Annotated in this window: 28 protein-coding genes and 3 pseudogenes; 11 read left to right on the top strand and 20 right to left on the bottom strand. The window is 49.7% G+C overall.

The annotated features are described in order from the left end of the window. Positions 1-52: 52 nt before the first annotated feature. The 6 genes from RTW80_RS02750 (at position 53) to artJ (ending at position 4,611) form a co-directional block, all read left to right on the top strand. Positions 53-568, top strand: a complete 516-nt coding sequence (locus RTW80_RS02750) for a lipoprotein (protein ID WP_001270734.1) — start codon at positions 53-55, stop codon at positions 566-568. Positions 569-785: 217 nt separating this feature from the next. Next, a complete protein-coding gene (artP, locus tag RTW80_RS02745) occupies positions 786-1,514 on the top strand; it encodes an arginine ABC transporter ATP-binding protein ArtP (RefSeq protein WP_312718347.1) in 729 nt (242 codons plus the stop codon). Positions 1,515-1,531: 17 nt separating this feature from the next. After that, a complete protein-coding gene (gene artI / locus RTW80_RS02740; protein WP_000756569.1) occupies positions 1,532-2,263 on the top strand; it encodes an arginine ABC transporter substrate-binding protein ArtI in 732 nt (243 codons plus the stop codon). A gap of 6 nt (positions 2,264-2,269) precedes the next feature. Next, positions 2,270-2,986 (top strand): arginine ABC transporter permease ArtQ, encoded by a 717-nt coding sequence (gene artQ / locus RTW80_RS02735; protein ID WP_001001691.1) that lies wholly within the window; start codon positions 2,270-2,272, stop codon positions 2,984-2,986. Continuing rightward, a complete protein-coding gene (artM, locus tag RTW80_RS02730; RefSeq protein ID WP_000464491.1) occupies positions 2,986-3,654 on the top strand; it encodes an arginine ABC transporter permease ArtM in 669 nt (222 codons plus the stop codon). Before artQ ends, artM begins: the two co-directional genes overlap by 1 nt. A 225-nt stretch (positions 3,655-3,879) precedes the next feature. Continuing rightward, on the top strand, positions 3,880-4,611 hold the full coding sequence (artJ, locus tag RTW80_RS02725; protein WP_001295905.1) for an arginine ABC transporter substrate-binding protein ArtJ: 732 nt from the start codon (positions 3,880-3,882) through the stop codon (positions 4,609-4,611). A gap of 198 nt (positions 4,612-4,809) precedes the next feature. On the opposite strand, the gene rlmC is transcribed toward artJ, so the two are convergent. The 10 genes from rlmC to RTW80_RS02670 all read right to left on the bottom strand — a co-directional run bounded on the left by rlmC (position 4,810) and on the right by RTW80_RS02670 (position 13,542). Beyond that, entirely contained in the window at positions 4,810-5,937 is a 1,128-nt protein-coding gene (gene rlmC, locus RTW80_RS02715; protein WP_001149740.1) for a 23S rRNA (uracil(747)-C(5))-methyltransferase RlmC, read from the bottom strand. Between the two features lie 40 nt (positions 5,938-5,977). Then, positions 5,978-6,466: a YbjO family protein gene (locus RTW80_RS02710; protein WP_000389260.1), complete on the bottom strand. Its 489-nt coding sequence runs from the start codon at positions 6,464-6,466 to the stop codon at positions 5,978-5,980. A 59-nt stretch (positions 6,467-6,525) separates the two neighbouring features. After that, the gene (potI, locus tag RTW80_RS02705) at positions 6,526-7,371 is read right to left on the bottom strand and encodes a putrescine ABC transporter permease PotI (RefSeq protein WP_063119399.1); all 846 of its coding nucleotides are present in this window, start codon (positions 7,369-7,371) and stop codon (positions 6,526-6,528) included. After that, positions 7,368-8,321 (bottom strand): putrescine ABC transporter permease PotH, encoded by a 954-nt coding sequence (gene potH, locus RTW80_RS02700; protein WP_000105444.1) that lies wholly within the window; start codon positions 8,319-8,321, stop codon positions 7,368-7,370. The genes potI and potH overlap by 4 nt, the downstream gene beginning before the upstream one ends. A 9-nt stretch (positions 8,322-8,330) precedes the next feature. Next, positions 8,331-9,464, bottom strand: a complete 1,134-nt coding sequence (gene potG / locus RTW80_RS02695; protein ID WP_000996005.1) for a putrescine ABC transporter ATP-binding subunit PotG — start codon at positions 9,462-9,464, stop codon at positions 8,331-8,333. Between the two features lie 94 nt (positions 9,465-9,558). Then, positions 9,559-10,671 carry a spermidine/putrescine ABC transporter substrate-binding protein PotF gene (potF, locus tag RTW80_RS02690; RefSeq protein WP_000126069.1) on the bottom strand — a complete coding sequence of 371 codons (1,113 nt, stop codon included), beginning with the start codon at positions 10,669-10,671 and terminating at the stop codon, positions 9,559-9,561. A gap of 350 nt (positions 10,672-11,021) precedes the next feature. Further along, the gene (locus RTW80_RS02685; RefSeq protein WP_000203025.1) at positions 11,022-11,498 is read right to left on the bottom strand and encodes a YbjN domain-containing protein; all 477 of its coding nucleotides are present in this window, start codon (positions 11,496-11,498) and stop codon (positions 11,022-11,024) included. A gap of 87 nt (positions 11,499-11,585) precedes the next feature. Then, positions 11,586-12,488, bottom strand: a complete 903-nt coding sequence (rimK, locus tag RTW80_RS02680; protein WP_000684321.1) for a 30S ribosomal protein S6--L-glutamate ligase — start codon at positions 12,486-12,488, stop codon at positions 11,586-11,588. A 60-nt stretch (positions 12,489-12,548) separates the two neighbouring features. After that, entirely contained in the window at positions 12,549-13,271 is a 723-nt protein-coding gene (gene nfsA / locus RTW80_RS02675; protein ID WP_000189162.1) for a nitroreductase NfsA, read from the bottom strand. Next, positions 13,255-13,542 carry a DUF1418 family protein gene (locus RTW80_RS02670; protein WP_001201560.1) on the bottom strand — a complete coding sequence of 96 codons (288 nt, stop codon included), beginning with the start codon at positions 13,540-13,542 and terminating at the stop codon, positions 13,255-13,257. The genes nfsA and RTW80_RS02670 overlap by 17 nt, the downstream gene beginning before the upstream one ends. Positions 13,543-13,701: 159 nt before the next feature. Here RTW80_RS02670 and grxA point away from each other — a divergent pair, with 159 nt between their 5' ends. Continuing rightward, entirely contained in the window at positions 13,702-13,959 is a 258-nt protein-coding gene (grxA, locus tag RTW80_RS02665; RefSeq protein ID WP_001195225.1) for a glutaredoxin 1, read from the top strand. A gap of 29 nt (positions 13,960-13,988) precedes the next feature. On the opposite strand, the gene RTW80_RS02660 is transcribed toward grxA, so the two are convergent. Beyond that, entirely contained in the window at positions 13,989-14,366 is a 378-nt protein-coding gene (locus tag RTW80_RS02660) for an inner membrane protein YbjM (RefSeq protein WP_000681108.1), read from the bottom strand. Between the two features lie 269 nt (positions 14,367-14,635). On the opposite strand from RTW80_RS02660, the gene RTW80_RS02655 reads away from it, so the two are divergent. Further along, positions 14,636-16,321 (top strand): aspartate:alanine antiporter, encoded by a 1,686-nt coding sequence (locus RTW80_RS02655; RefSeq protein ID WP_001024876.1) that lies wholly within the window; start codon positions 14,636-14,638, stop codon positions 16,319-16,321. A gap of 235 nt (positions 16,322-16,556) precedes the next feature. On the opposite strand, the gene RTW80_RS02650 is transcribed toward RTW80_RS02655, so the two are convergent. Together RTW80_RS02650 and RTW80_RS02645 are read right to left on the bottom strand one after the other, a co-directional pair. Next, positions 16,557-16,775: an ogr/Delta-like zinc finger family protein gene (locus tag RTW80_RS02650; RefSeq protein WP_000972391.1), complete on the bottom strand. Its 219-nt coding sequence runs from the start codon at positions 16,773-16,775 to the stop codon at positions 16,557-16,559. 90 nt (positions 16,776-16,865) lie between these two features. Beyond that, positions 16,866-17,633: pseudogene (locus RTW80_RS02645) on the bottom strand (contractile injection system protein, VgrG/Pvc8 family); the annotation flags it as partial. A gap of 97 nt (positions 17,634-17,730) precedes the next feature. Here RTW80_RS02645 and RTW80_RS02640 point away from each other — a divergent pair. Then, positions 17,731-18,261 carry a hypothetical protein gene (locus RTW80_RS02640; protein ID WP_000019233.1) on the top strand — a complete coding sequence of 177 codons (531 nt, stop codon included), beginning with the start codon at positions 17,731-17,733 and terminating at the stop codon, positions 18,259-18,261. A gap of 5 nt (positions 18,262-18,266) precedes the next feature. Here the strand turns inward: RTW80_RS02640 and RTW80_RS02635 are convergent. Continuing rightward, positions 18,267-18,548: pseudogene (locus RTW80_RS02635) on the bottom strand (phage virion morphogenesis protein); the annotation flags it as partial. On the opposite strand from RTW80_RS02635, the pseudogene RTW80_RS02630 reads away from it, so the two are divergent. Both RTW80_RS02630 and RTW80_RS02625 read left to right on the top strand, forming a co-directional pair. Beyond that, positions 18,545-19,546: pseudogene (locus tag RTW80_RS02630) on the top strand (terminase large subunit domain-containing protein); the annotation flags it as partial. The pseudogenes RTW80_RS02635 and RTW80_RS02630 overlap by 4 nt on opposite strands. Next, positions 19,546-20,592: a phage portal protein gene (locus RTW80_RS02625; protein WP_217823827.1), complete on the top strand. Its 1,047-nt coding sequence runs from the start codon at positions 19,546-19,548 to the stop codon at positions 20,590-20,592. The pseudogene RTW80_RS02630 and the gene RTW80_RS02625, both read left to right, overlap by 1 nt. Positions 20,593-20,647: 55 nt before the next feature. Here RTW80_RS02625 and RTW80_RS02620 read toward each other — a convergent pair whose 3' ends face one another. The 6 genes from RTW80_RS02620 to RTW80_RS02595 all read right to left on the bottom strand — a co-directional run bounded on the left by RTW80_RS02620 (position 20,648) and on the right by RTW80_RS02595 (position 23,074). After that, entirely contained in the window at positions 20,648-20,917 is a 270-nt protein-coding gene (locus RTW80_RS02620) for a DUF6953 family protein (protein ID WP_096997786.1), read from the bottom strand. Then, positions 20,907-21,098: a hypothetical protein gene (locus RTW80_RS02615; RefSeq protein WP_024169233.1), complete on the bottom strand. Its 192-nt coding sequence runs from the start codon at positions 21,096-21,098 to the stop codon at positions 20,907-20,909. The genes RTW80_RS02620 and RTW80_RS02615 overlap by 11 nt, the downstream gene beginning before the upstream one ends. 215 nt (positions 21,099-21,313) lie before the next feature. Then, positions 21,314-22,156 (bottom strand): hypothetical protein, encoded by an 843-nt coding sequence (locus RTW80_RS02610; RefSeq protein ID WP_113993492.1) that lies wholly within the window; start codon positions 22,154-22,156, stop codon positions 21,314-21,316. Further along, entirely contained in the window at positions 22,156-22,371 is a 216-nt protein-coding gene (locus RTW80_RS02605; protein ID WP_000094764.1) for a hypothetical protein, read from the bottom strand. The genes RTW80_RS02610 and RTW80_RS02605 overlap by 1 nt, the downstream gene beginning before the upstream one ends. 270 nt (positions 22,372-22,641) lie before the next feature. Next, positions 22,642-22,875 (bottom strand): DinI-like family protein, encoded by a 234-nt coding sequence (locus RTW80_RS02600; protein ID WP_001217575.1) that lies wholly within the window; start codon positions 22,873-22,875, stop codon positions 22,642-22,644. A 10-nt stretch (positions 22,876-22,885) separates the two neighbouring features. Continuing rightward, entirely contained in the window at positions 22,886-23,074 is a 189-nt protein-coding gene (locus tag RTW80_RS02595; RefSeq protein WP_047090128.1) for a hypothetical protein, read from the bottom strand. Positions 23,075-23,140 lie beyond the last annotated feature (66 nt).

Genomic DNA, 23,140 nt, shown 5'->3' with positions numbered 1-23,140 from the left:
ATCATTATTATCGTAGAACGCTTTCAGAGCGATCGCTTATAAGGAAATCATTATGCGCTACAGCAAATTGACAATGCTTATCCCCTGCGCACTGCTCCTCAGTGCCTGCACCACAGTCACTCCAGCTTATAAAGATAACGGCACACGCAGTGGTCCTTGCGTTGAAGGAGGCCCGGATAACGTGGCCCAGCAATTTTATGACTACCGCATTTTGCACCGCAGCAACGACATCACCGCCTTGCGCCCTTATCTGAGCGACAAACTGGCGACACTGCTTAGCGATGCCTCCCGGGATAATAACCATCGGGAACTACTGACCAACGATCCATTCTCCAGTCGAACCACCTTGCCAGACAGCGCCCACGTTGCCAGTGCATCGACTATCCCTAATCGTGATGCCCGTAACATTCCTTTGCGCGTGGATCTTAAACAGGGTGACCAGGGCTGGCAGGATGAAGTGTTAATGATTCAGGAAGGCCAGTGTTGGGTCATCGACGATGTGCGTTACTTAGGCGGTAGCGTTCATGCCACGGCGGGTACGCTCCGTCAGTCCATCGAGAATCGCTAACGCCTTGATCAACCAATAAACCCCGTAAATTGTCCGGCATTTCGTGAGGAATGCCGACATTTATGCTCGCCGACCACCGCCCCCGTTATTTTGTGCTATGTTTATTGAATAATGCGCTTTGCTTTTAACTTTTAAAGCAGAAATATTGCATAATTATTCTGTCAAAGGTACTATCTTCGACCTCAATAGCTATCAGACTGCCAGTATACGAGTGTCAATGAGTATTCAATTAAACGGCATTAATTGCTTCTACGGCGCGCATCAGGCGCTGTTCGATATCACGCTGGATTGCCCACAGGGCGAAACGCTGGTGTTACTTGGCCCCAGCGGCGCGGGTAAAAGCTCGCTGCTGCGTGTACTCAATCTGCTTGAGATGCCGCGCTCCGGTACGCTCAACATTGCAGGCAACCATTTCGATTTCACCAAAACACCCTCTGACAAAGCGATTCGCGATTTGCGTCGTAACGTTGGCATGGTGTTTCAGCAATACAACCTGTGGCCGCATCTGACCGTGCAGCAAAACCTGATTGAAGCGCCCTGCCGTGTACTGGGGTTGAGTAAAGATGAGGCGCTGGCCCGTGCAGAAAAACTGCTGGAACGTCTGCGTCTCAAACCTTATAGCGATCGTTACCCGCTGCATCTTTCTGGTGGTCAGCAGCAGCGTGTTGCTATTGCCCGTGCGTTGATGATGGAACCGCAGGTACTGCTGTTCGATGAACCGACCGCCGCACTGGACCCGGAAATTACGGCACAAATCGTCAGCATCATTCGTGAGCTGGCAGAAACGAATATTACCCAGGTGATCGTCACCCACGAAGTTGAAGTGGCGCGTAAAACCGCCAGCCGAGTGGTGTATATGGAAAATGGTCATATCGTAGAACAAGGCGACGCGAGCTGCTTTACCGAGCCGCAAACCGAAGCATTTAAAAACTATCTCTCTCACTAAGATTCGGGATAACAACAATGAAAAAAGTTCTGATTGCCGCGTTAATTGCAGGTTTTAGTCTTTCCGCCACAGCTGCCGAAACCATTCGTTTTGCTACCGAAGCCTCCTATCCTCCGTTTGAATCGATTGATGCAAACAACCAGATCGTTGGTTTTGACGTCGACCTGGCACAAGCGCTGTGTAAAGAGATTGATGCAACCTGCACTTTCTCTAACCAGGCGTTTGACAGCCTGATCCCAAGCCTGAAATTCCGTCGCGTAGAAGCCGTGATGGCGGGCATGGATATCACTCCGGAGCGTGAAAAGCAGGTGCTGTTTACCACCCCGTACTATGACAACTCTGCCCTGTTTGTGGGTCAGCAAGGCAAATACACCAGTGTTGATCAGCTGAAAGGCAAAAAAGTCGGCGTACAGAACGGGACGACACACCAGAAATTCATTATGGATAAGCACCCGGAAATCACTACCGTTCCGTATGACAGCTACCAGAACGCAAAACTGGATCTGCAAAACGGGCGTATCGACGGCGTCTTCGGTGACACCGCAGTGGTCACTGAGTGGCTGAAAGATAACCCGAAACTGGCGGCGGTGGGCGACAAAGTGACCGATAAAGATTACTTCGGCACTGGCCTCGGCATCGCGGTACGTCAGGGCAACACTGAGCTGCAGCAGAAACTCAACACTGCGCTGGAAAAAGTGAAGAAAGATGGCACTTACGAAACCATCTACAACAAATGGTTCCAGAAGTAATTCCTGATGAATGAATTTTTTCCTTTAGCAAGCGCCGCCGGGATGACCGTCGGCCTTGCCGTTTGTGCATTGATTGTCGGGCTGGCGCTGGCGATGTTCTTTGCGGTATGGGAGTCGGCAAAATGGCGTCCTGTCGCGTGGGCAGGTTCAGCGCTGGTAACCATTCTGCGTGGCCTGCCAGAAATTCTGGTGGTGCTGTTTATCTATTTTGGCTCCTCGCAGCTGCTGCTGACGCTTTCGGATGGCTTCACTATCAATCTTGGGTTCGTGCAGATCCCAGTGCAGATGGACATTGAGAACTTCGACGTTAGCCCGTTCCTTTGTGGTGTCATCGCTCTGTCACTGCTGTATGCCGCCTATGCCTCGCAAACGCTTCGGGGCGCGTTGAAAGCGGTGCCGGTGGGTCAGTGGGAGTCTGGTCAGGCGCTGGGGCTGTCGAAATCGGCTATCTTTTTCCGTCTGGTGATGCCGCAGATGTGGCGTCATGCGCTGCCTGGCCTCGGTAACCAGTGGCTGGTGCTGCTGAAAGATACCGCGCTGGTCAGTTTGATTAGTGTGAATGATTTAATGCTGCAAACAAAAAGCATCGCTACTCGTACCCAGGAACCATTTACCTGGTACATTGTGGCGGCGGCGATTTACCTGGTGATCACCCTGCTCAGTCAGTACATTCTCAAACGCATTGACCTGCGCGCGACACGTTTTGAGCGGAGGCCCAGCTAATGTTTGAGTATTTACCCGAACTGATGAAAGGGCTACACACCAGCCTGACGCTAACCGTTGCCTCGCTGATTGTGGCACTGATTCTGGCATTGATTTTTACCATCATCCTGACGCTGAAAACGCCGGTGCTGGTGTGGCTGGTGCGGGGTTATATCACGCTGTTTACCGGTACGCCGCTGCTGGTGCAGATCTTCCTGATTTATTACGGGCCGGGCCAGTTTCCGACTTTGCAGGAGTATCCGGCACTGTGGCATTTGTTGTCAGAACCGTGGTTATGTGCGCTGATTGCGTTATCGCTGAACAGTGCGGCGTATACCACGCAGCTGTTTTACGGTGCAATTCGTGCGATCCCAGAAGGTCAGTGGCAGTCCTGTAGCGCCCTGGGAATGAGCAAAAAAGATACGCTGGCGATCCTGCTGCCGTATGCCTTTAAACGCTCGCTCTCTTCTTATTCCAACGAAGTGGTGCTGGTGTTCAAAAGTACCTCTCTGGCTTACACCATTACGCTGATGGAAGTGATGGGATACAGCCAGTTGTTGTACGGACGCACCTACGATGTAATGGTGTTCGGTGCGGCAGGGATTATTTACCTGGTCGTCAACGGCCTGCTGACGCTGATGATGCGTCTGATCGAGCGCAAAGCACTGGCATTCGAACGGCGGAATTAATGTAGCTGCATGCTGATGCCGGATGCGGCGTGAACGCCTTATCCGGCCTACTCAGTGCATAAATTCTTATAATGAAGACGGACAACTCACTAAGTTATCCGTCTTTTTTTATTTAATTTAAATTATTTAATCATATTTATTGCATATAAATTCACTTGATGGCATTGTTATCCCATGCCGCAGACACGGCCAAAAATCATAAGATTGACAGACGGGAGTTCCATCATGAAAAAGTTAGTTCTTGCCGCTTTACTTGCTTCCTTTACTTTCGGTGCTTCTGCCGCAGAGAAAATCAATTTTGGCGTTTCAGCCACCTATCCCCCCTTTGAATCTATAGGTGCTAATAATGAGATTGTCGGCTTTGATATCGATCTGGCAAAAGCCTTGTGCAAACAAATGCAGGCAGAATGTACTTTTACTAATCACGCGTTCGACAGCCTGATCCCGTCACTGAAATTCAGAAAATATGACGCCGTAATCTCCGGTATGGATATCACGCCCGAGCGTAGCAAGCAGGTATCGTTTACCACGCCCTACTATGAAAACTCAGCCGTCGTGATTGCCAAAAAAGATACCTACAAAACGTTTGCCGATCTGAAAGGCAAACGTATTGGGATGGAAAACGGCACCACGCACCAGAAATATATTCAGGATCAGCACCCCGAAGTGAAAACTGTCTCCTATGACAGTTATCAGAATGCCTTTATCGATCTGAAAAATGGTCGTATTGATGGGGTATTTGGTGACACAGCGGTGGTAAACGAATGGCTGAAAACCAATCCGCAACTGGGCGTTGCTACTGAAAAAGTGACCGATCCGCAATACTTCGGCACCGGTCTGGGCATCGCTGTACGTCCGGATAACAAAGCTCTGCTGGAAAAACTGAATAACGCGCTGGCAGCAATTAAAGCTGACGGTACATATCAGAAAATCAATGACCAGTGGTTCCCGCAGTAAGATTCAGAAAGCCGCAACCGCGGCTTGAGACTGATGACAAAGGTAAAATTGCCTGATGCGCTACGCTTATCAGGCCTACATGGCCCATGCAATGTATTGAATTTGCACGCTTTTGTAGGCCGGATAAGGCGTTTACGCCGCATCCGGCATAAACAACGCGCACTTTGTCAGCAATCTGAAGCCGCACCTGCGGCTTTTTTATTGCTTCACCAGCAGCGTCAGCACTTCATAGTGCGCGGTGTGCGGGAACATATCAAAAAGCTGTACCCGTTCGATGCGGTAACCAGGCAGTTCTCGGACATCTTTCGCCATGGTTTGGGCGTTACAGCTGGAGTAGATGATAAAACGCGGTGCCATCGTTGAGAGATAATCACACAGCGGTTTACCAATGCCGCGGCGCGGCGGGTTAACCAGCACCAGCTCCGGCACCTCCCCCTGAGCAGTGGCAAACTGAGTGGAGTCCAGCGCCTGAAATTGCAAACGCGTTAAGCCCAGTTCAGCGGCTGACTGCTTTGCACAGGCAATGGCCTCTGGCGCAATTTCGATCCCGGTTAACTGCATGTCAGGCGTCGCGCAGTGTAAACCAAAGCCCCCCACGCCACAGAACAGATCCCACATATGTTTAACCGGCAGCTGTCGTACCCAGTCGCGCGCGGTAGCGTACAGCTGGCTGGCGACCGCCGGATTAGTCTGGAAGAAACTTTGCGGACGGACCCACAGCGGCACATCGTTAAAACGCTCCGCCAGTGCCTGTTGTTCGGTCAGGTAGATCTCCGTCTCCCCTTCCATAATCGCCATATGTACCGGCTGAATATTGACGGTAATAACTTTTAGCTGCGGTAGTTGTTCCTGTAACCACGGTAGCGCCTTACGCAGTTGCGCCAGTTTGGTTTCGGAACGCAACACAAAACGCAGCATCATGCCGCCATCGCTCTGGCTTTCAGTCAGCAAAATGTATTTCAGTTCGCCACGCTTACGCGCCACGTTGTAGGGCGTTAACCCCGCTCGGGCGATAAACGGTTTTAGCGCCGCAAAAACGGGCGCAAATGAGGCAGGATAAAGCGGGCAGTCACAAAGGTCTTCCGGTGTGCCGTCTCGATGCAGCATACCGAGCAGTGGTTTTTCAACGCTACCACTCACCACCATTTTGGCTTTATTACGAAACCCTTGTTCCGGGCCTGACACCGGCGCGCACCATTCCTCAACCGGAAAGTCGGCGAGCAGATTTTTAAGATCGGCGGTTTTAGCGGAGAGTTGCTCTGGAATCGGCTGCGTTATCCACTGACAGGAACGACAGCGACCCGCGTCGTAAAGTGCGCACTGCATACATTGACCTTCACATCATCAGGGGCGACGATTATACACATTATTGCAACTGGAAGAACCGCCGACTGGTCGAGGGAACGAACAGCAGCATCAGGATGAGCATATCCGGCAGCTTCTGCAGCATCAGGCTATGGAAGATTTCACGTTTTGATTCACCGGGAATGCTGAACAGCTCCGGATAACCATACCCCAGCGAAGCCGCCCACAAGTAACTTGCGGCGGTGATTTGTGTCAGCAGATATAGCCAGCGCGCCCAGCGACGCCCTTTCACCAGTGAAAACGCACACCAGATCTCGATAAAAACCAGCACCAGACTGCTTAAAAAGACCAGCGTTAAGCTCCAGGTTTGTACGCTGCGATGAATGAACTCGCCAATACCGCGCACGCCCAGCGTATTGAAAATCATCAGCACGTCGAGGCCACGGATCATAATAATGGCGAGCGCCGCTACCTGCACCAGCGCAGGCACATTCAGGCGAGCATGAGATGAAGATGTTTTCTTAAAAAATCCCAACGTTTCGTCTTCCATGAAAACAATGCCGCGGCATGCGCGGCATTATGTAGCCAGGTTGGCAAATTTTAGTGTCTTCAGCCACGTCTTGCACGCTGGATATCGCGTATCCGCTGTTTTTCTGCGCGAGCCATCAGATACCAGGCGATAAATCCGACAATTCCGACCGCACCGAGAATTAACGTTGCAAGGGCGTTGATTTCCGGATTCACCCCCATCCGCACGCTGGAAAAGACCAGCATCGGTAACGTGGTGGCTCCCGGCCCAGAAACAAAGCTGGCGATCACCAGATCATCAAGCGACAAAGTAAAAGCCAGTAACCAGCCAGAAATGATCGCGGGCATGATCATCGGTAGCGTAATGACGAAAAATACTTTCAGCGGCGTCGCACCGAGATCCATCGCTGCTTCTTCTATCGAGCTATCCAGTTCCCGCAGACGCGACGAAATAACGACTGCCACATAAGCCGTACAGAACGTGACATGCGCCAGCCAGATGGTAAGCATCCCGCGGTCCGCAGGCCAGCCAATGGCATGAGCAAGCGCGACGAATAACAACAACAGCGACAAGCCCGTGATGACATCTGGCATCACCAGCGGCGCGGTGATCATAAAGGCAAAGCCATTTGATCCGCGAAACCTGCCAAAGCGCACCAGCACCACCGCCGCAATAGTCCCGAGGATCGCCGCCGCCGTTGCCGCACAGGAAGCAATTGTCAGGCTTAAACCAACCGCACTCATCATCGCGTCATCGCGCAATAACTCACCATACCAGCGCGTTGACCAGCCGGCCCACACCGTCACCAGTTTCGAGCTGTTGAATGAATAGATCACCAGCATCAGCATTGGCGCGTAGAGAAAGGTGAAGCCCAACAGCAAAATCACAATCCGCCAGGGCGAACGAACTACCGGTAAATTATTCATCCGTGTTCTCCCACGCTTTTTTGCTGGTGTTTGTGAAACCACATTATCGGCACAATTAGCAGCAGCAACATGATGATCGCTACCGCCGAGGCCACCGGCCAGTCGCGGTTGTTAAAGAACTCCTGCCACAGCACGCGCCCGATCATGATGCTGTCCGGGCCACCGAGCAGTTCCGGGATCACAAACTCGCCCACAGCCGGGATAAACACCAGCATCGATCCGGCAATAATCCCACCTTTAGTCAGCGGCACGATCACAGTAAAGAACGTTTTCAGCGGTCGTGCACCGAGATCCAGCGCTGCTTCCACCAGCGAATAATCAATACGAATCAACGCGGTATAAATCGGCAGTACCATAAACGGCACGTAAGCGTAAACAATGCCGATATAAACGGCCAGATTGGTATGCAGAATGGTCAGCGGTTGATCGATAACCCCCAGCCACAGCAGAAAATTATTCAGCACACCGTTGTTTTTTAATATTCCCATCCAGGCATAAACGCGGATCAGAAACGAGGTCCACGACGGCAGGATCACCAGTAGTAATAAAATATTACGGGTCGAAGGCTTACTGTGCGCCACCGCCCACGCCAGCGGATAGCCGATCAGTAAACAGCAAATAGTCGAAATCGCCGCCACCTGTAACGACTGGAGATAAGCATCAAAATAGAGCGGATCGTCGGTCAGTTGCAGAAAATTACCGAGATTAAGAGTGATGGAAAGTTGCCCGTCAGCCCACTCCATCAGCTCGGTATAAGGTGGAATAGCGCGCGCCATCTCTCCCAGGCTTATTTTAAAGACAATCAGAAATGGCAGCAGAAACAGCAAGATCAACCAGATATATGGCAACGCAATGACCAGTTTGCGCCCATGCTTCATTTGCAGCTGCGACAACCACAGCTTAAATCCGCCCGGCGGTTTCGACTGGGCAGCAGGTTCAAGTGTACTCATCTTTGCTCCTTAAACCGTCAGCACCACACAGCTGTCCACTTCCCAGCACAAACGCACTTCGTCGCCCCAGGTCGGTAACCCTTTACGATGACGATGGGCGTTTTGTAGCTGGGCGCTGATCATCTGCCCACTTTTCAGTCGAACGTGATACACCGAAAGATCGCCGAGATAGGCAATGTGTATCACCTCCCCCACCGCGAAGTTACAACCATTGGCGGGCGGCTCTTCGCAAAGCATGATTTTTTCCGGGCGCAGCGCTACGTGTACCGGCACGTTATCGACCACTGAAGCATCCGCATCGACTTTCAGTGGATGCACCAGCCCCGGCGAATCAAGCACCAAGCCATCTTCCTGACGCTCTTTGAGTACACCTTCAAAGACATTAACCGAACCGATAAATTCAGCGCTGTAGCGGGTAGTTGGATGCTCGTAGATCTCTTCCGGCTCGCCAATCTGGACAAATTTCCCGCGATTCATAATGGCGATACGCCCCGCCATGGTCATCGCCTCTTCCTGATCGTGGGTGACCATCACACAAGTCACACCGACGCGCTCCAGAATATCCACCACTTCAAGCTGCATCCGGTCACGCAGCTTTTTATCCAGCGCGCCCATCGGCTCATCGAGCAGTAATAGTTTCGGGCGTTTGGCAAGGCTTCGGGCCAGGGCCACACGCTGTCGCTGACCACCGGAAAGCTGATGCGGTTTGCGTTTGGCGAACTCCTGCATGTGCACCAGGCCGAGCATCTCATTGACCCGACTGGCAATTTCCGCTTTCGGTAGTTTGTCCTGTTTCAGGCCAAAAGCGATGTTCTGTTCCACGGTCATATGCGGAAACAGCGCGTAAGACTGAAACATCATATTGATGGGGCGCAGGTAAGGCGGAACCTGTGACAAATCGACGCCATCAAGCATTATCTGTCCGGCAGAAGGTTGTTCGAAACCTGCCAGCATACGCAGCAGCGTGGACTTGCCACAGCCGGATGCGCCCAGCAGCGCGAAGATTTCACCTTTGTAGATAGTCAGGCTGACATCATCCACCGCATGTTGACCATCGTAGGATTTGGTGAGGTTGCGGATTTCTAATAGCGGCGTCAGCGCCTTACGGGTTTTCGCCTGCGGGCGAGGGATAGCGTCATTCACGGCTGCTCTCCGGCATTGAATGTGTGCAAGCGCACCATGATGGTGCGAATTGCCGGCGTGTGTGGTGCACCCGTCCGGCATCTACGACTGCGGATTATTTTCCGCTCTTCACTTTGGTCCACGCGCGGGTGCGCACACGGTCGATTTTCGGGTCCTGCACTTTCAGAGTGAACAGCTTCGCACGGACATCCGCAGGCGGATAAATACCCGGGTTATCACGAACTTCCGCACTCACCAGCGGCGTGGCTGCTTTATTGGCGTTAGCATAGAACACATGGTCAGAGATATGTGCCACCACATCCGGACGCAGCAGGTAATTCAGGAACTGATAGGCTTCGTCTTTATTTTTGGCATCGGCAGGCATGGCGAATACATCAAAGAACGCCATCGCCCCTTCTTTTGGAATCGAGAACGAGACATTCACGCCATTCTTCGCTTCCTTCGCGCGGTTTGACGCCTGCCAGACATCACCTGCCCAACCAATCGCCACGCAGATGTCACCATTCGCCAGGTCATTAATATATTGAGATGAATGGAAATAACGAATGTTCGGGCGCAGCTTTAACAGCAGATCGGTAGCAGGTCCGGTGTAATCATCCGCTTTAGTGCTGTTGGGATCTTTGCCGAGATAATTCAGCACGGTAGCAAAAACTTCTTCTGGCGCATCGAGGAAAGAGACACCGCAGCTTTTCAGTTTTTCCAGATTTTCAGGCTTGAGGATCAAGTCCCAGCTATCGACGGGCGCGTTTTCGCCCAGCACCGCTTTGACTTTATCGACGTTATAGCCAATCCCGGTCGTCGCCCACATATAGGGCATAGCAAATTTATTGTCGGGATCGTGTTTGGCGACCAACTTCAGCAGTTCCGGGTCGAGATTCTTCCACTCCGGCAATTTGCTTTTATCCAGCGGCTGGAAAACTCCCGCTGTCAGCTGGCGTTCAAGAAAGCTTGCTGACGGCACCACCAGGTCAAAGCCGGTGCTCCCGGCCATTAATTTGCCTTCCAGTACTTCGTTAGAGTCGAAAACATCGTAGACGACTTTAATACCGGTTTCTTTTTCAAAGTTAGCCACCGTGTCGGGGGCGATATAATCAGACCAGTTATAAATGTGGAGTGTTTTTTGTTCAGCCGCGAGCGTGCCGACAGAGACGGCCATCAGAGCACCCGCAACCAGACCCGAAAGCCATTTTTTATTTAAGGCGGTCATATCTCTTTCCTTCTGAAAGTTCGTTAACAAACGAACAAAAGTTGTCACACTGAAAGATATGCAATAAACGTGCATATTTTTTATCGGCGCGGTGTAAGAAAAGAGAACTCTCTCCCGGCCAGCACTGCTCGCTATATAAAAGCATCGCAAGAATAACTTTAGCCAGGGTTTGAGACTATAGCTCGGATTAAAAAACGGTATTTAACAAATTTTTATGCGTATTTTCTCTATGTGATAAAGCCAAATCGACACAAGAGAAGTGAAATAATCTTTAAGAAAAGGTTAAAAACAGCAGATAATTTTGCAGCGCGCAGCCACTGCACCAGCGACTGCGTGCTCGAAAGGAGTTATCAGTGGAGGAAATAGTTTTCGGTAACGTTGTTTTGCCCTTCATCGTCAGTCGGTAACAGCAGTTGATGGGCATTAGCTTCAAGAATGACCATCGAAATCTGCTCTTCGCTCTGACGCACGAACCATGCAAACTGCTCATAGGTTACGCCCTGCATAACGGATAAAGACTGGCAAACCACCAGCTTTGGCAGATTATCATCCTGCATATCAAGAAATGCTTTCACGGTCAGCGAACTGGCATTGATGGCAGATAAATCCGCCGCCAGCGGCAATACGGCTGAAGGTCGGACTTCCGCCATGGCAGAAAACAGGATCGTGTTATCGATCAGATCGATTTTGGCATCAAAGACACCGTCGAAATTCTGCATATGGGGCAGATGCAGAGCCTGACAGTTATCACATTCAAAAAAACTCATCCCCAGGTCATCGAGCCATTGACGCAGCGTATCCAGACCAGGAACGACCAGCGATGTCATAATTTTGTACAACCTCTTTCGATAAAAAGACCGGCACAGCTTACGCAAAAAGCGCAGGCAAAACCATGATCAGTAATGTGATTGCGACTAACCACCCGTTTTCAGGCAATATTCTGTCGTAGCGTGGCGTTCGATCCAGCGGATCATTTTACCCGCGATGTCGATACCAGTGGTTTTTTCTATTCCTTCCAGCCCCGGCGACGCATTCACTTCCATCACCAACGGCCCGCGATTAGCACGCAGAATATCCACACCAGCAACGTCCAGCGCCATCGTTCGCGCGGCTTTTATCGCGATTTCACGCTCCTGTGGTGTGATACTGGCGACGCTTGCCGCGCCGCCACGATGCAAATTGGAACGAAAATCGCCCTCTTTCGCCCGCCGTTCAATCGCAGCGACCACTTCATCGCCAACAACCAGACAGCGGATATCGCACCCTTGCGCCTCTTTGATATATTCCTGCACCAGAATATGCGCGTTCAGACCGCGGAAAGCGTCAATCACGCTTTCCGCCGCCTGACGCGTCTCCGCCAGCACGACGCCAATTCCCTGCGTGCCTTCAACCAACTTGACCACCAGCGGCGCACCACCGACCATGTCGATTAAATCGCTGGTATCATCCGGCGAATGCGCAATGCCCGTGACAGGCAGGTCGATGCCCTGACGCGCCAGCAGTTGCATGGAACGCAATTTGTCACGCGCCCGGGCAATGGCGACCGACTCATTGAGCGGATAGCTCCCCAGCATCTCGAACTGGCGCAGTGCCGCCGTCCCATAAAAGGTAATGGCGGTGCCAATACGCGGGATCACTGCGTCAAAATGGGGTAACTTGCGGCCTTTGTAGTGAATAGAAGACGCCGCAGGATTTATGTTCATGTAGCAAGAAAGCGGATCAAGAATTTCAACCAGGTGACCGCGCTGTATAGCGGCTTCACGCAGCCGCTTACACGAATAGAGCGTTCCATCCCGGGACAATATGGCAATTTTCACCCTGCACCTCTCTGTCAGACCTGGTCAAAAGCCCGCGTATCATACATCGACGTGGCGGTTTTAGCGCGTCGCCCAACCCTGTTTGTGCAAATAATCCAGAATAAATGGGCGGCTTTCTTTAATGATTGTTCGGCGGATATGATCGCTCCAGGTATCCCGGCGATTATTGCTGCCACGGGTGAGGTAATATTCAGCCAGTTGTTCGTCATACTGCGCCAGTGCGTCTTTATCCAGCGGTTGATAGCTGTTTTCATGCACCAAAATGGAGGACGGTAAACGCGGCTTAAGATCCGGATTATCCGCAGGCCAGCCAAGGCACAGCCCAAACAGCGGCAGAACATGCTGCGGTAATTTCAGCAGTTTCGTCACCGCTTCAATATTATTGCGCAGGCCGCCGATATATACGCCGCCCAATCCCAGCGATTCCGCTGCGATTAATGCATTCTGCGCCATCATTGCCGTATCAACGACACCGAGCAACAGTTGTTCCGCCAGGCCGAGCTGAGCATCCGGACAGATCTGTAAATGGCGGTTAAAGTCGGCACAGAACACCCAGAACTCCGCCGCTTGCGCTACGTGTTTTTGCCCGCCGGTCAGCGTCACCAGTTCTTCACGTAACGCTTTGTCGGTAATGCGAATAATGCTACTGCACTGCAAAAAACTGGAACTGGACGTCGCACGGGCGCTGTTAATAATCGCCTCACGCTGCGCTTCGGAAATGGGTTCATCAGTGAAATGGCGAATGGAGCGATGGCCACAAATAAGTTCAATGGTTGGCGTCATTATCTTTTTCTCTTTCTGAACGTGAATATTGCGGTGGACGGTTCATCAGCTGTGGGGCAAGACGTTTTGCCACCTGAAGAATAACCACCACCGCAGCGGGAAGCATGAGCAAAACACCGAGAAAAATCATCAGAATCTGCACTTCTGGCCGAGAAAATGGCTCAGGCAGCGACAGGGAGTCACTTACCGACAGCAGCGCCACCGCCAGTAGCATCATTCCGATAAATTCCAGTATCAACACGCCTTTAGGCAATTTACCGATCGCGCGCATACGCTTCCCTCTGCAAAGTGAGCCTTCAGTCTAAAACTTTTCACTGTATTGTGTTTAACAGTTATAGCTTTTAGCAATTAATGCAACAGGTTAAACCTACTTTCAGCGAATACATTTTAGCGTGATCATTACAGGCATAAATCTATGAGGAGAGAAATAATGCAAACCGTTATTTTTGGTCGTCCGGGTTGCCCTTACTGTGTGCGTGCAAAAGATCTGGCTGAGAAATTGAGCAATGAACACGATGATTTTCAGTATCACTATGTAGATATTCGTGCGGAAGGGATCACTAAAGAAGATCTACAACAAAAGGCAGGTAAACCCGTAGAAACCGTGCCGCAGATTTTTGTCGATCAGCAACATATCGGCGGCTATACCGATTTTGCTGCATGGGTGAAAGAAAATCTGGACGCCTGATCGTCTGACAAGCCCTCGCGTTGAGGGCTTTACTGATTTTTTCTGTGCTGTGGTTTAAACAAACTACTGATAAATAAGAAACACAGTGCCCCCAGCGCACACCAGAACACCGCACTTAATAACCATGCCAGCTCTTGCCAGAATGAGCGCGTCGGTGAAAAAAACAGCCGCATAATGAGCATCGAACAGGGTGCCGCCAGCATTGCGCCAAACAGAGGTTTCAGGACTTCTCTACGCTGTGAAAAGAAGCTGGCGACTGCTCCAGGAAGAATGAAAAATAGCAAGCCGATTTCAGGATGCCCGGCAGCCCGAAAAGCGCCTTTCATGTGCGTCGCCAGAAAAAGGCACACCACAATGAAGAGGACAAAACAGCAGATTGCCCCCGCCCAACGTTGTTTATGTTTCACTCGTTCCTCCTGACACTGCGTCTATCGAACACATTTTTCGCCAGTGTGGCGTTCAGTAAGATAAAGCCGCTTCGCATTCCATGCTAATATAGGCCAACGCAATTCATATAGCCGTTGATACCTAATGTGATTACACTAGTAAAATATATTGTTACTTTACTATCGTTTAGGTGCGCTGAATGAATCTGCGCCCTGAATTCTGGTAAAAAACATTATCGTAAATTACCATTTCTTTCAACAGCTTACTAGTAAACAAGAAGTTAGCCTCCGTGAATATAAACGTCGCCGAATTGTTAAATGGGAATTACATTCTGTTATTATTTGTGGTCCTCGCGCTTGGGCTATGTCTCGGAAAGTTACGACTTGGTTCGATCCAACTGGGTAATTCCATTGGCGTTTTAGTCGTATCGCTGTTATTAGGCCAACAACATTTCAGCATTAACACCGATGCGCTTAATCTTGGCTTTATGCTGTTTATTTTCTGTGTTGGGGTTGAAGCCGGACCGAACTTTTTTTCCATTTTTTTTCGCGATGGGAAAAATTACCTAATGTTAGCACTGGTGATGGTTGGCAGTGCGCTGGTGATCGCCTTAGGGTTAGGTAAGCTGTTTGGCTGGGATATTGGCCTGACGGCCGGTATGTTAGCAGGCTCTATGACGTCGACACCGGTTCTGGTCGGTGCTGGCGATACACTGCGTCATTCCGGCATGGAAAGCAGGCAGCTCTCACTGGCACTGGATAATCTGAGCCTCGGGTATGCCTTAACCTATTTAATCGGTCTGGTGAGTTTGATTGTTGGTGCGCGTTACTTGCCGAAATTGCAGCATCAGGACTTACAGACCAGCGCCCAGCAAATCGCCCGCGAACGTGGCCTGGACACTGATGCCAACCGTAAGGTTTATTTACCGGTGATCCGCGCCTATCGCGTCGGCCCGGAGCTGGTGGCCTGGACCGACGGCAAAAATCTGCGTGAACTGGGTATTTATCGACAAACCGGCTGCTACATTGAACGTATTCGACGTAACGGGATTCTGGCAAATCCAGACGGTGATGCCGTGCTACAAATGGGCGATGAAATAGCGTTGGTAGGCTATCCCGACGCCCATGCCCGACTCGATCCCAGCTTCCGTAACGGTAAAGAAGTTTTCGATCGTGACCTTCTCGACATGCGTATCGTCACTGAAGAAGTGGTCGTTAAAAACCATAACGCTGTAGGTAAACGTCTCGCACAACTGAAGTTGACCGATCACGGTTGCTTCCTTAACCGCGTCATTCGTAGCCAGATTGAGATGCCGATAGATGACAACGTCGTGCTTAACAAAGGTGACGTTTTACAAGTCAGCGGTGATGCCCGTCGCGTAAAAACCATCGCCGATCGCATCGGCTTTATCTCGATTCACAGCCAGGTCACTGACCTGCTGGCATTTTGCGCCTTCTTTGTTATTGGGCTGATGATCGGGATGATCACCTTCCAGTTCAGCACATTCAGTTTCGGCATGGGGAACGCTGCCGGGTTGTTATTCGCCGGAATTATGCTGGGCTTTATGCGTGCTAACCACCCGACCTTCGGTTACATTCCGCAGGGTGCATTAAGCATGGTGAAAGAGTTCGGCTTGATGGTGTTTATGGCAGGCGTTGGTCTGAGCGCCGGTAGCGGTATTAATAACGGCCTGGGCGCGATTGGCGGTCAGATGTTGATTGCCGGATTGATTGTCAGTCTGGTGCCCGTGGTTATCTGTTTCTTGTTCGGTGCTTATGTATTGCGAATGAACCGCGCGCTGTTGTTCGGCGCAATGATGGGCGCACGTACCTGCGCGCCGGCAATGGAGATCATCAGTGATACAGCTCGCAGTAACATCCCGGCGCTGGGCTATGCGGGCACCTATGCAATCGCCAACGTCCTGCTGACGCTGGCAGGGACAATCATCGTCATGGTATGGCCAGGATTAGGATAAAACTGAAGTTGCCCTGAAAATGAAATTTTTTTGCACAACCGCAGAACTTTTCCGCAGGGCATCAGTCTTAATTAGTGCCACTGCTTTTCTTTGATGTCCCCATTTTGTGGAGCCCATCAACCCCGCCATTTCGGTTCAAGGTTGATGGGTTTTTTGTTGCCTGAAATTTATGCCTTTTAAAATCATGATGTTAGAAGCACTGTTTTTTAACGATGGCGACAAAATGGCGGCAGCGTCAAAGAGAGAGCGCCACCTGTCCTGATTTCATTGGATGCGGCTGAACCGGATTTGACTCTTTTGGCGTTGCAATCGAACGAACAAAAGTTTCATGGGTAACAAAAGTATGGCTGCAGTTAATGTTCTGGCACTGGTTGTAACGCTCTTTGGTCAATGAAGATACCTGAAAACTGCTGCGAGTATGGGCGGCACTTCCACACAGTGGGCAAATCATCATTTTTCGTGTTCTCCCCATTTTTGCTAAATTCACAATAATGATACCGCATTATTCCATTTTGCAAACTTAAAAGTTCTCCATTGCGAAGAATCATTCCATTTCGAAATCATCAATCCTCACTTCAAGCTCCAGACTGGTCGTAAAACCGTTATCCGGGCTGACGGTATGCGTCAGAGTCGTAATGGTCCATTCCGCATCATCTATCGGCTGTTTAAAGCCACTGACTTTCACTGGCATTTCCGTGTAGAGATCTGCCCGCCCTTCCGCCAGTTGTAGCGAGAATGATGCAACGCCGCGTTGCAGGCGTTCCCACTGCATTTTCGCTGCCCGTTCGGCGTTGCTCCGGTTGGCATAAGTGCGATTAAGTACCAGCACGTTTTCATCCGTACCCACCAGGTAATCGCCCTGCTTCGCTTCCGGCTCTTTCTTCTGCTTCTTAGTCCTGCGCTTACGCTTCACCGTGGTGCTTTCTTTCTTCGCGGGTTCGCGGGTATGCAACCAACTGGCAATTACGCCCGTGTAGGCTCCGCGATCTGCCAGGGTAAAGCGGTGACTGTCGCCGTCCTTACGTGTGATTGAGATCACCGGCAGTGGTTTACCGCTGGCGCTTTTGCCCTGTCCCTGCCGGATGAATAACAGATTGCCATTTTTCACCGACGCGATGGCACCGTACTGGCGCGCCAGCCGCATCAGAAAACTGCCGTCACTCTCATTAGTCTGGTCTATATGCTCCACGGGCTTATCCGACAGGTCTTTACCCAGTGCCATCTTCAGCTTATGACGCGCGGCTATTTCCTTCACCACTTCCCCGACAGTGGTCTTGTGCCACGATTTTTCACGGCGGGTAGTTGTGCGTTCATAGGGTTAGGTTGCACGGACCTTGAATCTATGGCATCAATACGTCCTTGTGTGGTAAATGACACAAATACAATTCCAATCGAAGAAAGGTAAAAGAATGAGCCATCCAATTGATTATTACGCTATAGAAGAACACGCAAGAATAATTGAGCAATTATGCTGTTCATCTGAATTTTATTTACAGCGTATATATTCCACACAGAAAGTATATGATGATTCTATAGTAACTGAATTTGAAATGGAGGAGTTATCGTACAACGGATGGTTGGAATATACCATTAGCAACAATCTTATTAGCCTTTGTACAAAACTACGAATTCTCCAAGACACTAGTGAACATGAGTGGAACCCAGATTACTCACCTGAGAAAGAAGCATTTGAAGAACATGAAAATATACTTTTTGTTATAGATGGTCATGTTAAAGGTTCTATACGCGAATGCTGCAATAAAATTATTCACGCATTAAGTTTTGAGTTAACAAAAAAGACCGGCAAAAATGGAATAAAATATTGGGATGGTTCTATTATTGCTTCTGGGGTTCAAAACAAAAAAAACTGGAAAATTAAAATAGACCTTTTCCCTTTTTGCCAAAGCATAAAAAGTTATTTAAGTTTATTAAGTGCGTAAACATTCTAATTTTTCATCAAAAAATACTTTAAAAGTAAATCTCTTACTTCATTTTCAGTATGTTCATTTAAACCCAGCAATTTTCGGGATGGATACTTAATGACTCCCCCCTTTGGACTGACGCGATCGCGCAGGCCGTAATGATGAACGCGGGCAATGCGCTGCACCTTACCTTCAAACTGTACGCTGGCAGAATCCGCGCTGGCGGCGGTTTTCAGGTATTTTGTGGTGCGCAGCTTTGCAAACATCTGACGTTTGATGCGCCCTTTTTTACTTCGTGCTGTTACCGAAATTCCAGGAGCTGCGCAAAGTGGCTTCCGGTATGGCTATTCACAAAAAATGGCGACAAACCTATTTTTCCACGCCATCCAGCCTGACTCACAGTGCTTATCCGTTCTGGTCCGGTGCGCTGTTCAATCGTGGGCGCAACAAAGCCGATAAGGTGGACATCGACCTGTCCCACAGCAATCTGGCCCCCGGCCTGCTGTGCGCAGACGGGCAGTACCGCCAGATAGTCACTGTGGAAGATGCGGTGCGCGGCGGCTGTAACCTGTTCGACCTCGACCAGTTGCGCATGGAGTACAGCCCGGACGAATACCAGAACCTGCTGATGTGCGAGTTTGTGGACGATCTCGCGTCCGTGTTTCCGCTCAGCGAGCTGCAGGCGTGCATGGTGGACAGTTGGGAAGTCTGGACCGACTTTCATGCTCTGGCCCTGCGCCCGTTTGGCTGGCGCGAAGTGTGGATCGGTTATGACCCGGCAAAAGGTACGCAGAACGGCGACAGCGCCGGATGCGTGGTGGTGGCACCGCCAGCCGTGCCGGGCGGCAAGTTCCGCATTCTGGAGCGACACCAGTGGCGCGGGATGGACTTCCGCGCCCAGGCTGACGCCATTAAAAAACTGACGCAGCAGTACAACGTGACCTATATCGGCATCGACTCGACCGGCGTCGGTCACGGTGTCTACGAGAACGTGAAAGCGTTCTTTCCTGCCGTGCGGGAGTTTGTCTACAACCCCAACGTCAAAAACGCCCTGGTGCTCAAGGCCTACGACATCATCAGCCACCGCCGTCTGGAGTTTGACGCCGGACACACTGACATTGCGCAGTCATTCATGGCAATCCGTCGCGCAACCACCGCCAGCGGCAACCGCCCGACCTATGAAGCCAGCCGCAGCGAAGAAGCCAGCCACGCCGATCTGGCCTGGGCAACAATGCACGCACTGTTTAACGAACCGCTGCAGGGCGAATCCGCCAATACCAGCAATATTGTGGAGATTTTTTGATGAGTGAACCCGAAGCCTTAACCAGCAAAACGCCAACAGAAGCTACGGCACCGAAAAACACAGGCGTAAGTGCCGAGGCTTTCAGCTTTGGCGATCCGATCCCGGTACTGGACCGCCGCGAGCTGCTGGACTATGTGGAATGCGTACAGATGGACAGATGGTATGAACCGCCGGTCAGTTTTGATGGGCTGGCTCGCACCTATCGCGCCGCCGTACATCACAGCTCACCGATTGCAGTGAAATGCAACATTCTAACCAGCACCTACATCCCTCACCCGCTGCTTAGCCAGCAGGCTTTTTCACGTTTTGTGCAGGACTATCTGGTATTTGGTAACGCCTACCTGGAGAAACGCACGAACCGCTTCGGTGAAGTTATCGCCCTTGAGCCTGCTCTGGCAAAATACACCCGACGCGGATTAGATCTGGATACCTACTGGTTTGTGCAATACGGCATGACCACGCAACCGTATCAGTTCACGAAAGGCAGCATTTTTCACCTAATGGAACCGGATATTAATCAGGAGATCTACGGCCTGCCCGGTTATCTTTCTGCCATTCCGTCTGCCCTGCTCAACGAGTCCGCCACGCTGTTCCGTCGAAAGTATTACATTAACGGCAGTCATGCAGGCTTCATTATGTACATGACCGATGCCGCGCAAAACCAGGAGGATGTGAACAACCTCCGCAATGCGATGAAAAGCGCCAAAGGACCAGGTAACTTCCGCAATCTGTTTATGTACTCGCCTAACGGCAAAAAGGACGGGCTTCAGATCATCCCGTTGTCAGAAGTCGCGGCGAAGGATGAGTTTCTAAATATCAAGAACGTGAGCCGGGACGACATGATGGCAGCACACCGAGTGCCGCCGCAGATGATGGGGATTATGCCTAATAATGTAGGGGGGTTTGGGGATGTGGAGAAAGCCAGCCGGGTATTTGTTCGGAATGAACTGATGCCTTTACAAAAACGCATTGCCGAAATTAATGAATGGTTAGATGAAGAGGTAGTCAAATTTGAATATTATGGCTTAGAAAATAATCAGTCATAAAAAAGAAGTGAACAAGTTGAAATTATCAGCTTGTTCACTATTATCTGTATTATCTCTACTGCATCCGTCCGGGTAAATCGCTTTCATTGCGTAAACGCCAAGCTAACTGTTCACGATCCCAAACTATATCGTCTTTGCTAGCCTTTCTAAAATTTGCTAGCACAGTACTGCTTATAGCGTAATTACCATTCTCATTAGTTTTGATGAACTCGTCCCCAAAGTCATTGATTAGAAATTCAACAACCTCGGACTGATACAACACACCATTAGAACGAGTGGTATTAACCATCCAGTCAACTATTTTTATCAGAGAATCATTCATCATCACTCTCAGCTTTTGGAACAAATAAAACTAGAGTATCTTCGTGAAAAACTCCGCGCTGGTTCTTAGCACCAATAAACCACGTACAAACTGCCATTGTAGCCGATTGGTAGTGATCAATTACCATGATTGGACCATGTCCTGTTGCATGTTTTACTTTCTGGCCCGGTGTATATTTTGCCACTCTCACGTCTCCTTTCATGTGTAAGTTATCAATTTCAGAATATATCTACATTAATTGCAAGTAAACATGTTTGCGCGCGCTCGTATCCCCGCCACGCCTGCCCGCTTTATGTAGTAGTTTTCATGCAGGTGCATGATCTACGCAAAAGCCCGCCAGTTCTGGCGGGCCTTAGCAAAAACGATCCTCAAACGATCATGCGATCTCATGCAGCATAGTCATGCACGATCATTTGACTCAGCATCTGCTGCACGCTTGCTGCGCAAAGATGCACTTTTACTACCAATCTTTCGACAGTTCTTTCTATCCCTGGCTTCATTTTCTTTAAATTTGTTATATGTCTCAGTATCAAAAAACGAAATTGTTTCAACCTCATCTTTTGGTATGAGCACACGGAAATCTTCGATATTAAGCCGAGACATTCCACTTATCACACCACTATCAAGATAATGTTGGTGATAGTTAGTCGTGATACTAATCGTTAGATCATCTTTATCCCGATATCCGCTTAACATCGGGAGAAGTTCAAGGTGTTCTGAAAGCCCGTTTTCTAACGCCGGACAAGTAACAAGACCAACATAGATTTTGCGAGACGACAGAGTTGCTATGATCGGAAACTGTCTTGCGGACGCTTCCATGAGTAATGATTCGAAAGCGTTATTACCCACAGCTTTAGCTAAGGCATCCCAGCGACGATCTCCACGTGATGTGCGTAACTTATTTCCAAAACCTGAAATCGCAGCGAGAACAATTGAAATCATAACCCATGCTATCTGTTTGATTTCATTTATTCTTTGAAGTTTGTCTTTCGATGAAGACAACATGCCATTAAAACTGTCAGGTGTTAGATTCAAGGCATTAGCCAGCCAACGAAACCCTCCGCTGACGTTCAAAATAAAGGTGAAAAAACCGCCAAGGAGAAAAAAAACGATACCCCAGGCAGCCACAAAAAAATAAGCGTCCCAGCCGTTGGAACGCTTATATCGGTATCTTGTTGAAAGTGATAGGTTTACATAAATAAAACCACTAACCAAAATCACTGCTAAAAGTAATGTTGCCATTATCTGGTTCTATTAGTTTTCTCTTTTACAGTGCTCGTTTTGATGCCTTCAAGCTTATCCATCTGTGCCTTGATGGCATCCATTGCTCTTTTGTTAGACAAGTCTACGGACACAAAACCATCTTTACTAAGATTGAGTTTGTCCTGGTTCTCTTTAAGAACCCTTGCCAGACGTTCAACTGGGTTACCCAGGCTAAATGCGGCGATGCTTGACATAACTCCCCCTTTTCACATGGCGCGGAAGTCTACACTCCGACGCCTACAACCTCAACAGATTATCTTTAAAATTTAGACAACAATATCATCTGTTGATTTCGTTACTTAAACTTAAGTTCAATGCGCTCGATCATGCAAGCGGTTTCTTAAGAACTGTTAATTTCCTGGCATATATAGTGGTTAAGATAACAAATTGACACTAACGCCTCGCATAGCTCGTTGTTCAACCTTGCTGACGCCAGAAGCAAGTTCAGACGCCAGCAACGTTTCTTAATGCAGCCAGCTGTCGTCTTCCCACACCTTCTGCATAATTTTCATCACTTGCTTCCTTTCTTCGTCCAGTTGCAGTCCGGTCAGTTCCACACCGTTAGAGCTACCTTTACGGATACGAATTACCGTTTTGGGATATAGGGGGCGCAGATTGCGGTAAAGCTCGGATTCAAGGGCGTCCAGGGTAGACTGGCTAATCTTCTGCTCTTTATCGATCATTATTTCAATGCGCATAAAAGTCCCCTCAGCTGATGACATCCATTGAGCGGTTGTATTCGTGGCTTCTGATTTTTGCCATGAGTTCATCTGTCAGTTCAGAAACCCACTGCAGGGCCAACCCCTTCTCTTCATCACTACACTCACTAGCCGCTACAAGCTTAAGAAAAAAATCAATGCGTTGGAGCTTCAAAGACTCCCAAAAATAGTCCTGCATCTTTCCTCCTATGACACAACAAGCAATACTGTATGCATAACCACTGTTTATATTTACAGTATATAA

It is taken from the genome of Escherichia sp. AM3, from assembly GCF_032029835.1.
Taxonomy (GTDB): domain Bacteria; phylum Pseudomonadota; class Gammaproteobacteria; order Enterobacterales; family Enterobacteriaceae; genus Escherichia; species Escherichia coli.
This window is presented reverse-complemented; position numbering and strand designations above follow the sequence as displayed.

Coding starts and splice junctions, on each gene's coding strand:
- RTW80_RS02750 (WP_001270734.1), top strand. CDS start 53: ATGCGCTACAGCAAATTGACAATGCTTATCCCCTGCGCACTGCTCCTC.
- artP (WP_312718347.1), top strand. CDS start 786: ATGAGTATTCAATTAAACGGCATTAATTGCTTCTACGGCGCGCATCAG.
- artI (WP_000756569.1), top strand. CDS start 1,532: ATGAAAAAAGTTCTGATTGCCGCGTTAATTGCAGGTTTTAGTCTTTCC.
- artQ (WP_001001691.1), top strand. CDS start 2,270: ATGAATGAATTTTTTCCTTTAGCAAGCGCCGCCGGGATGACCGTCGGC.
- artM (WP_000464491.1), top strand. CDS start 2,986: ATGTTTGAGTATTTACCCGAACTGATGAAAGGGCTACACACCAGCCTG.
- artJ (WP_001295905.1), top strand. CDS start 3,880: ATGAAAAAGTTAGTTCTTGCCGCTTTACTTGCTTCCTTTACTTTCGGT.
- rlmC (WP_001149740.1), bottom strand. CDS start 5,937: ATGCAGTGCGCACTTTACGACGCGGGTCGCTGTCGTTCCTGTCAGTGG.
- RTW80_RS02710 (WP_000389260.1), bottom strand. CDS start 6,466: ATGGAAGACGAAACGTTGGGATTTTTTAAGAAAACATCTTCATCTCAT.
- potI (WP_063119399.1), bottom strand. CDS start 7,371: ATGAATAATTTACCGGTAGTTCGTTCGCCCTGGCGGATTGTGATTTTG.
- potH (WP_000105444.1), bottom strand. CDS start 8,321: ATGAGTACACTTGAACCTGCTGCCCAGTCGAAACCGCCGGGCGGATTT.
- potF (WP_000126069.1), bottom strand. CDS start 10,671: ATGACCGCCTTAAATAAAAAATGGCTTTCGGGTCTGGTTGCGGGTGCT.
- RTW80_RS02685 (WP_000203025.1), bottom strand. CDS start 11,498: ATGACATCGCTGGTCGTTCCTGGTCTGGATACGCTGCGTCAATGGCTC.
- nfsA (WP_000189162.1), bottom strand. CDS start 13,271: ATGACGCCAACCATTGAACTTATTTGTGGCCATCGCTCCATTCGCCAT.
- RTW80_RS02670 (WP_001201560.1), bottom strand. CDS start 13,542: ATGCGCGCGATCGGTAAATTGCCTAAAGGCGTGTTGATACTGGAATTT.
- grxA (WP_001195225.1), top strand. CDS start 13,702: ATGCAAACCGTTATTTTTGGTCGTCCGGGTTGCCCTTACTGTGTGCGT.
- RTW80_RS02650 (WP_000972391.1), bottom strand. CDS start 16,775: ATGATGATTTGCCCACTGTGTGGAAGTGCCGCCCATACTCGCAGCAGT.
- RTW80_RS02640 (WP_000019233.1), top strand. CDS start 17,731: ATGAGCCATCCAATTGATTATTACGCTATAGAAGAACACGCAAGAATA.
- RTW80_RS02625 (WP_217823827.1), top strand. CDS start 19,546: ATGAGTGAACCCGAAGCCTTAACCAGCAAAACGCCAACAGAAGCTACG.
- RTW80_RS02620 (WP_096997786.1), bottom strand. CDS start 20,917: ATGATGAATGATTCTCTGATAAAAATAGTTGACTGGATGGTTAATACC.
- RTW80_RS02610 (WP_113993492.1), bottom strand. CDS start 22,156: ATGGCAACATTACTTTTAGCAGTGATTTTGGTTAGTGGTTTTATTTAT.
- RTW80_RS02605 (WP_000094764.1), bottom strand. CDS start 22,371: ATGTCAAGCATCGCCGCATTTAGCCTGGGTAACCCAGTTGAACGTCTG.
- RTW80_RS02600 (WP_001217575.1), bottom strand. CDS start 22,875: ATGCGCATTGAAATAATGATCGATAAAGAGCAGAAGATTAGCCAGTCT.
- RTW80_RS02595 (WP_047090128.1), bottom strand. CDS start 23,074: ATGCAGGACTATTTTTGGGAGTCTTTGAAGCTCCAACGCATTGATTTT.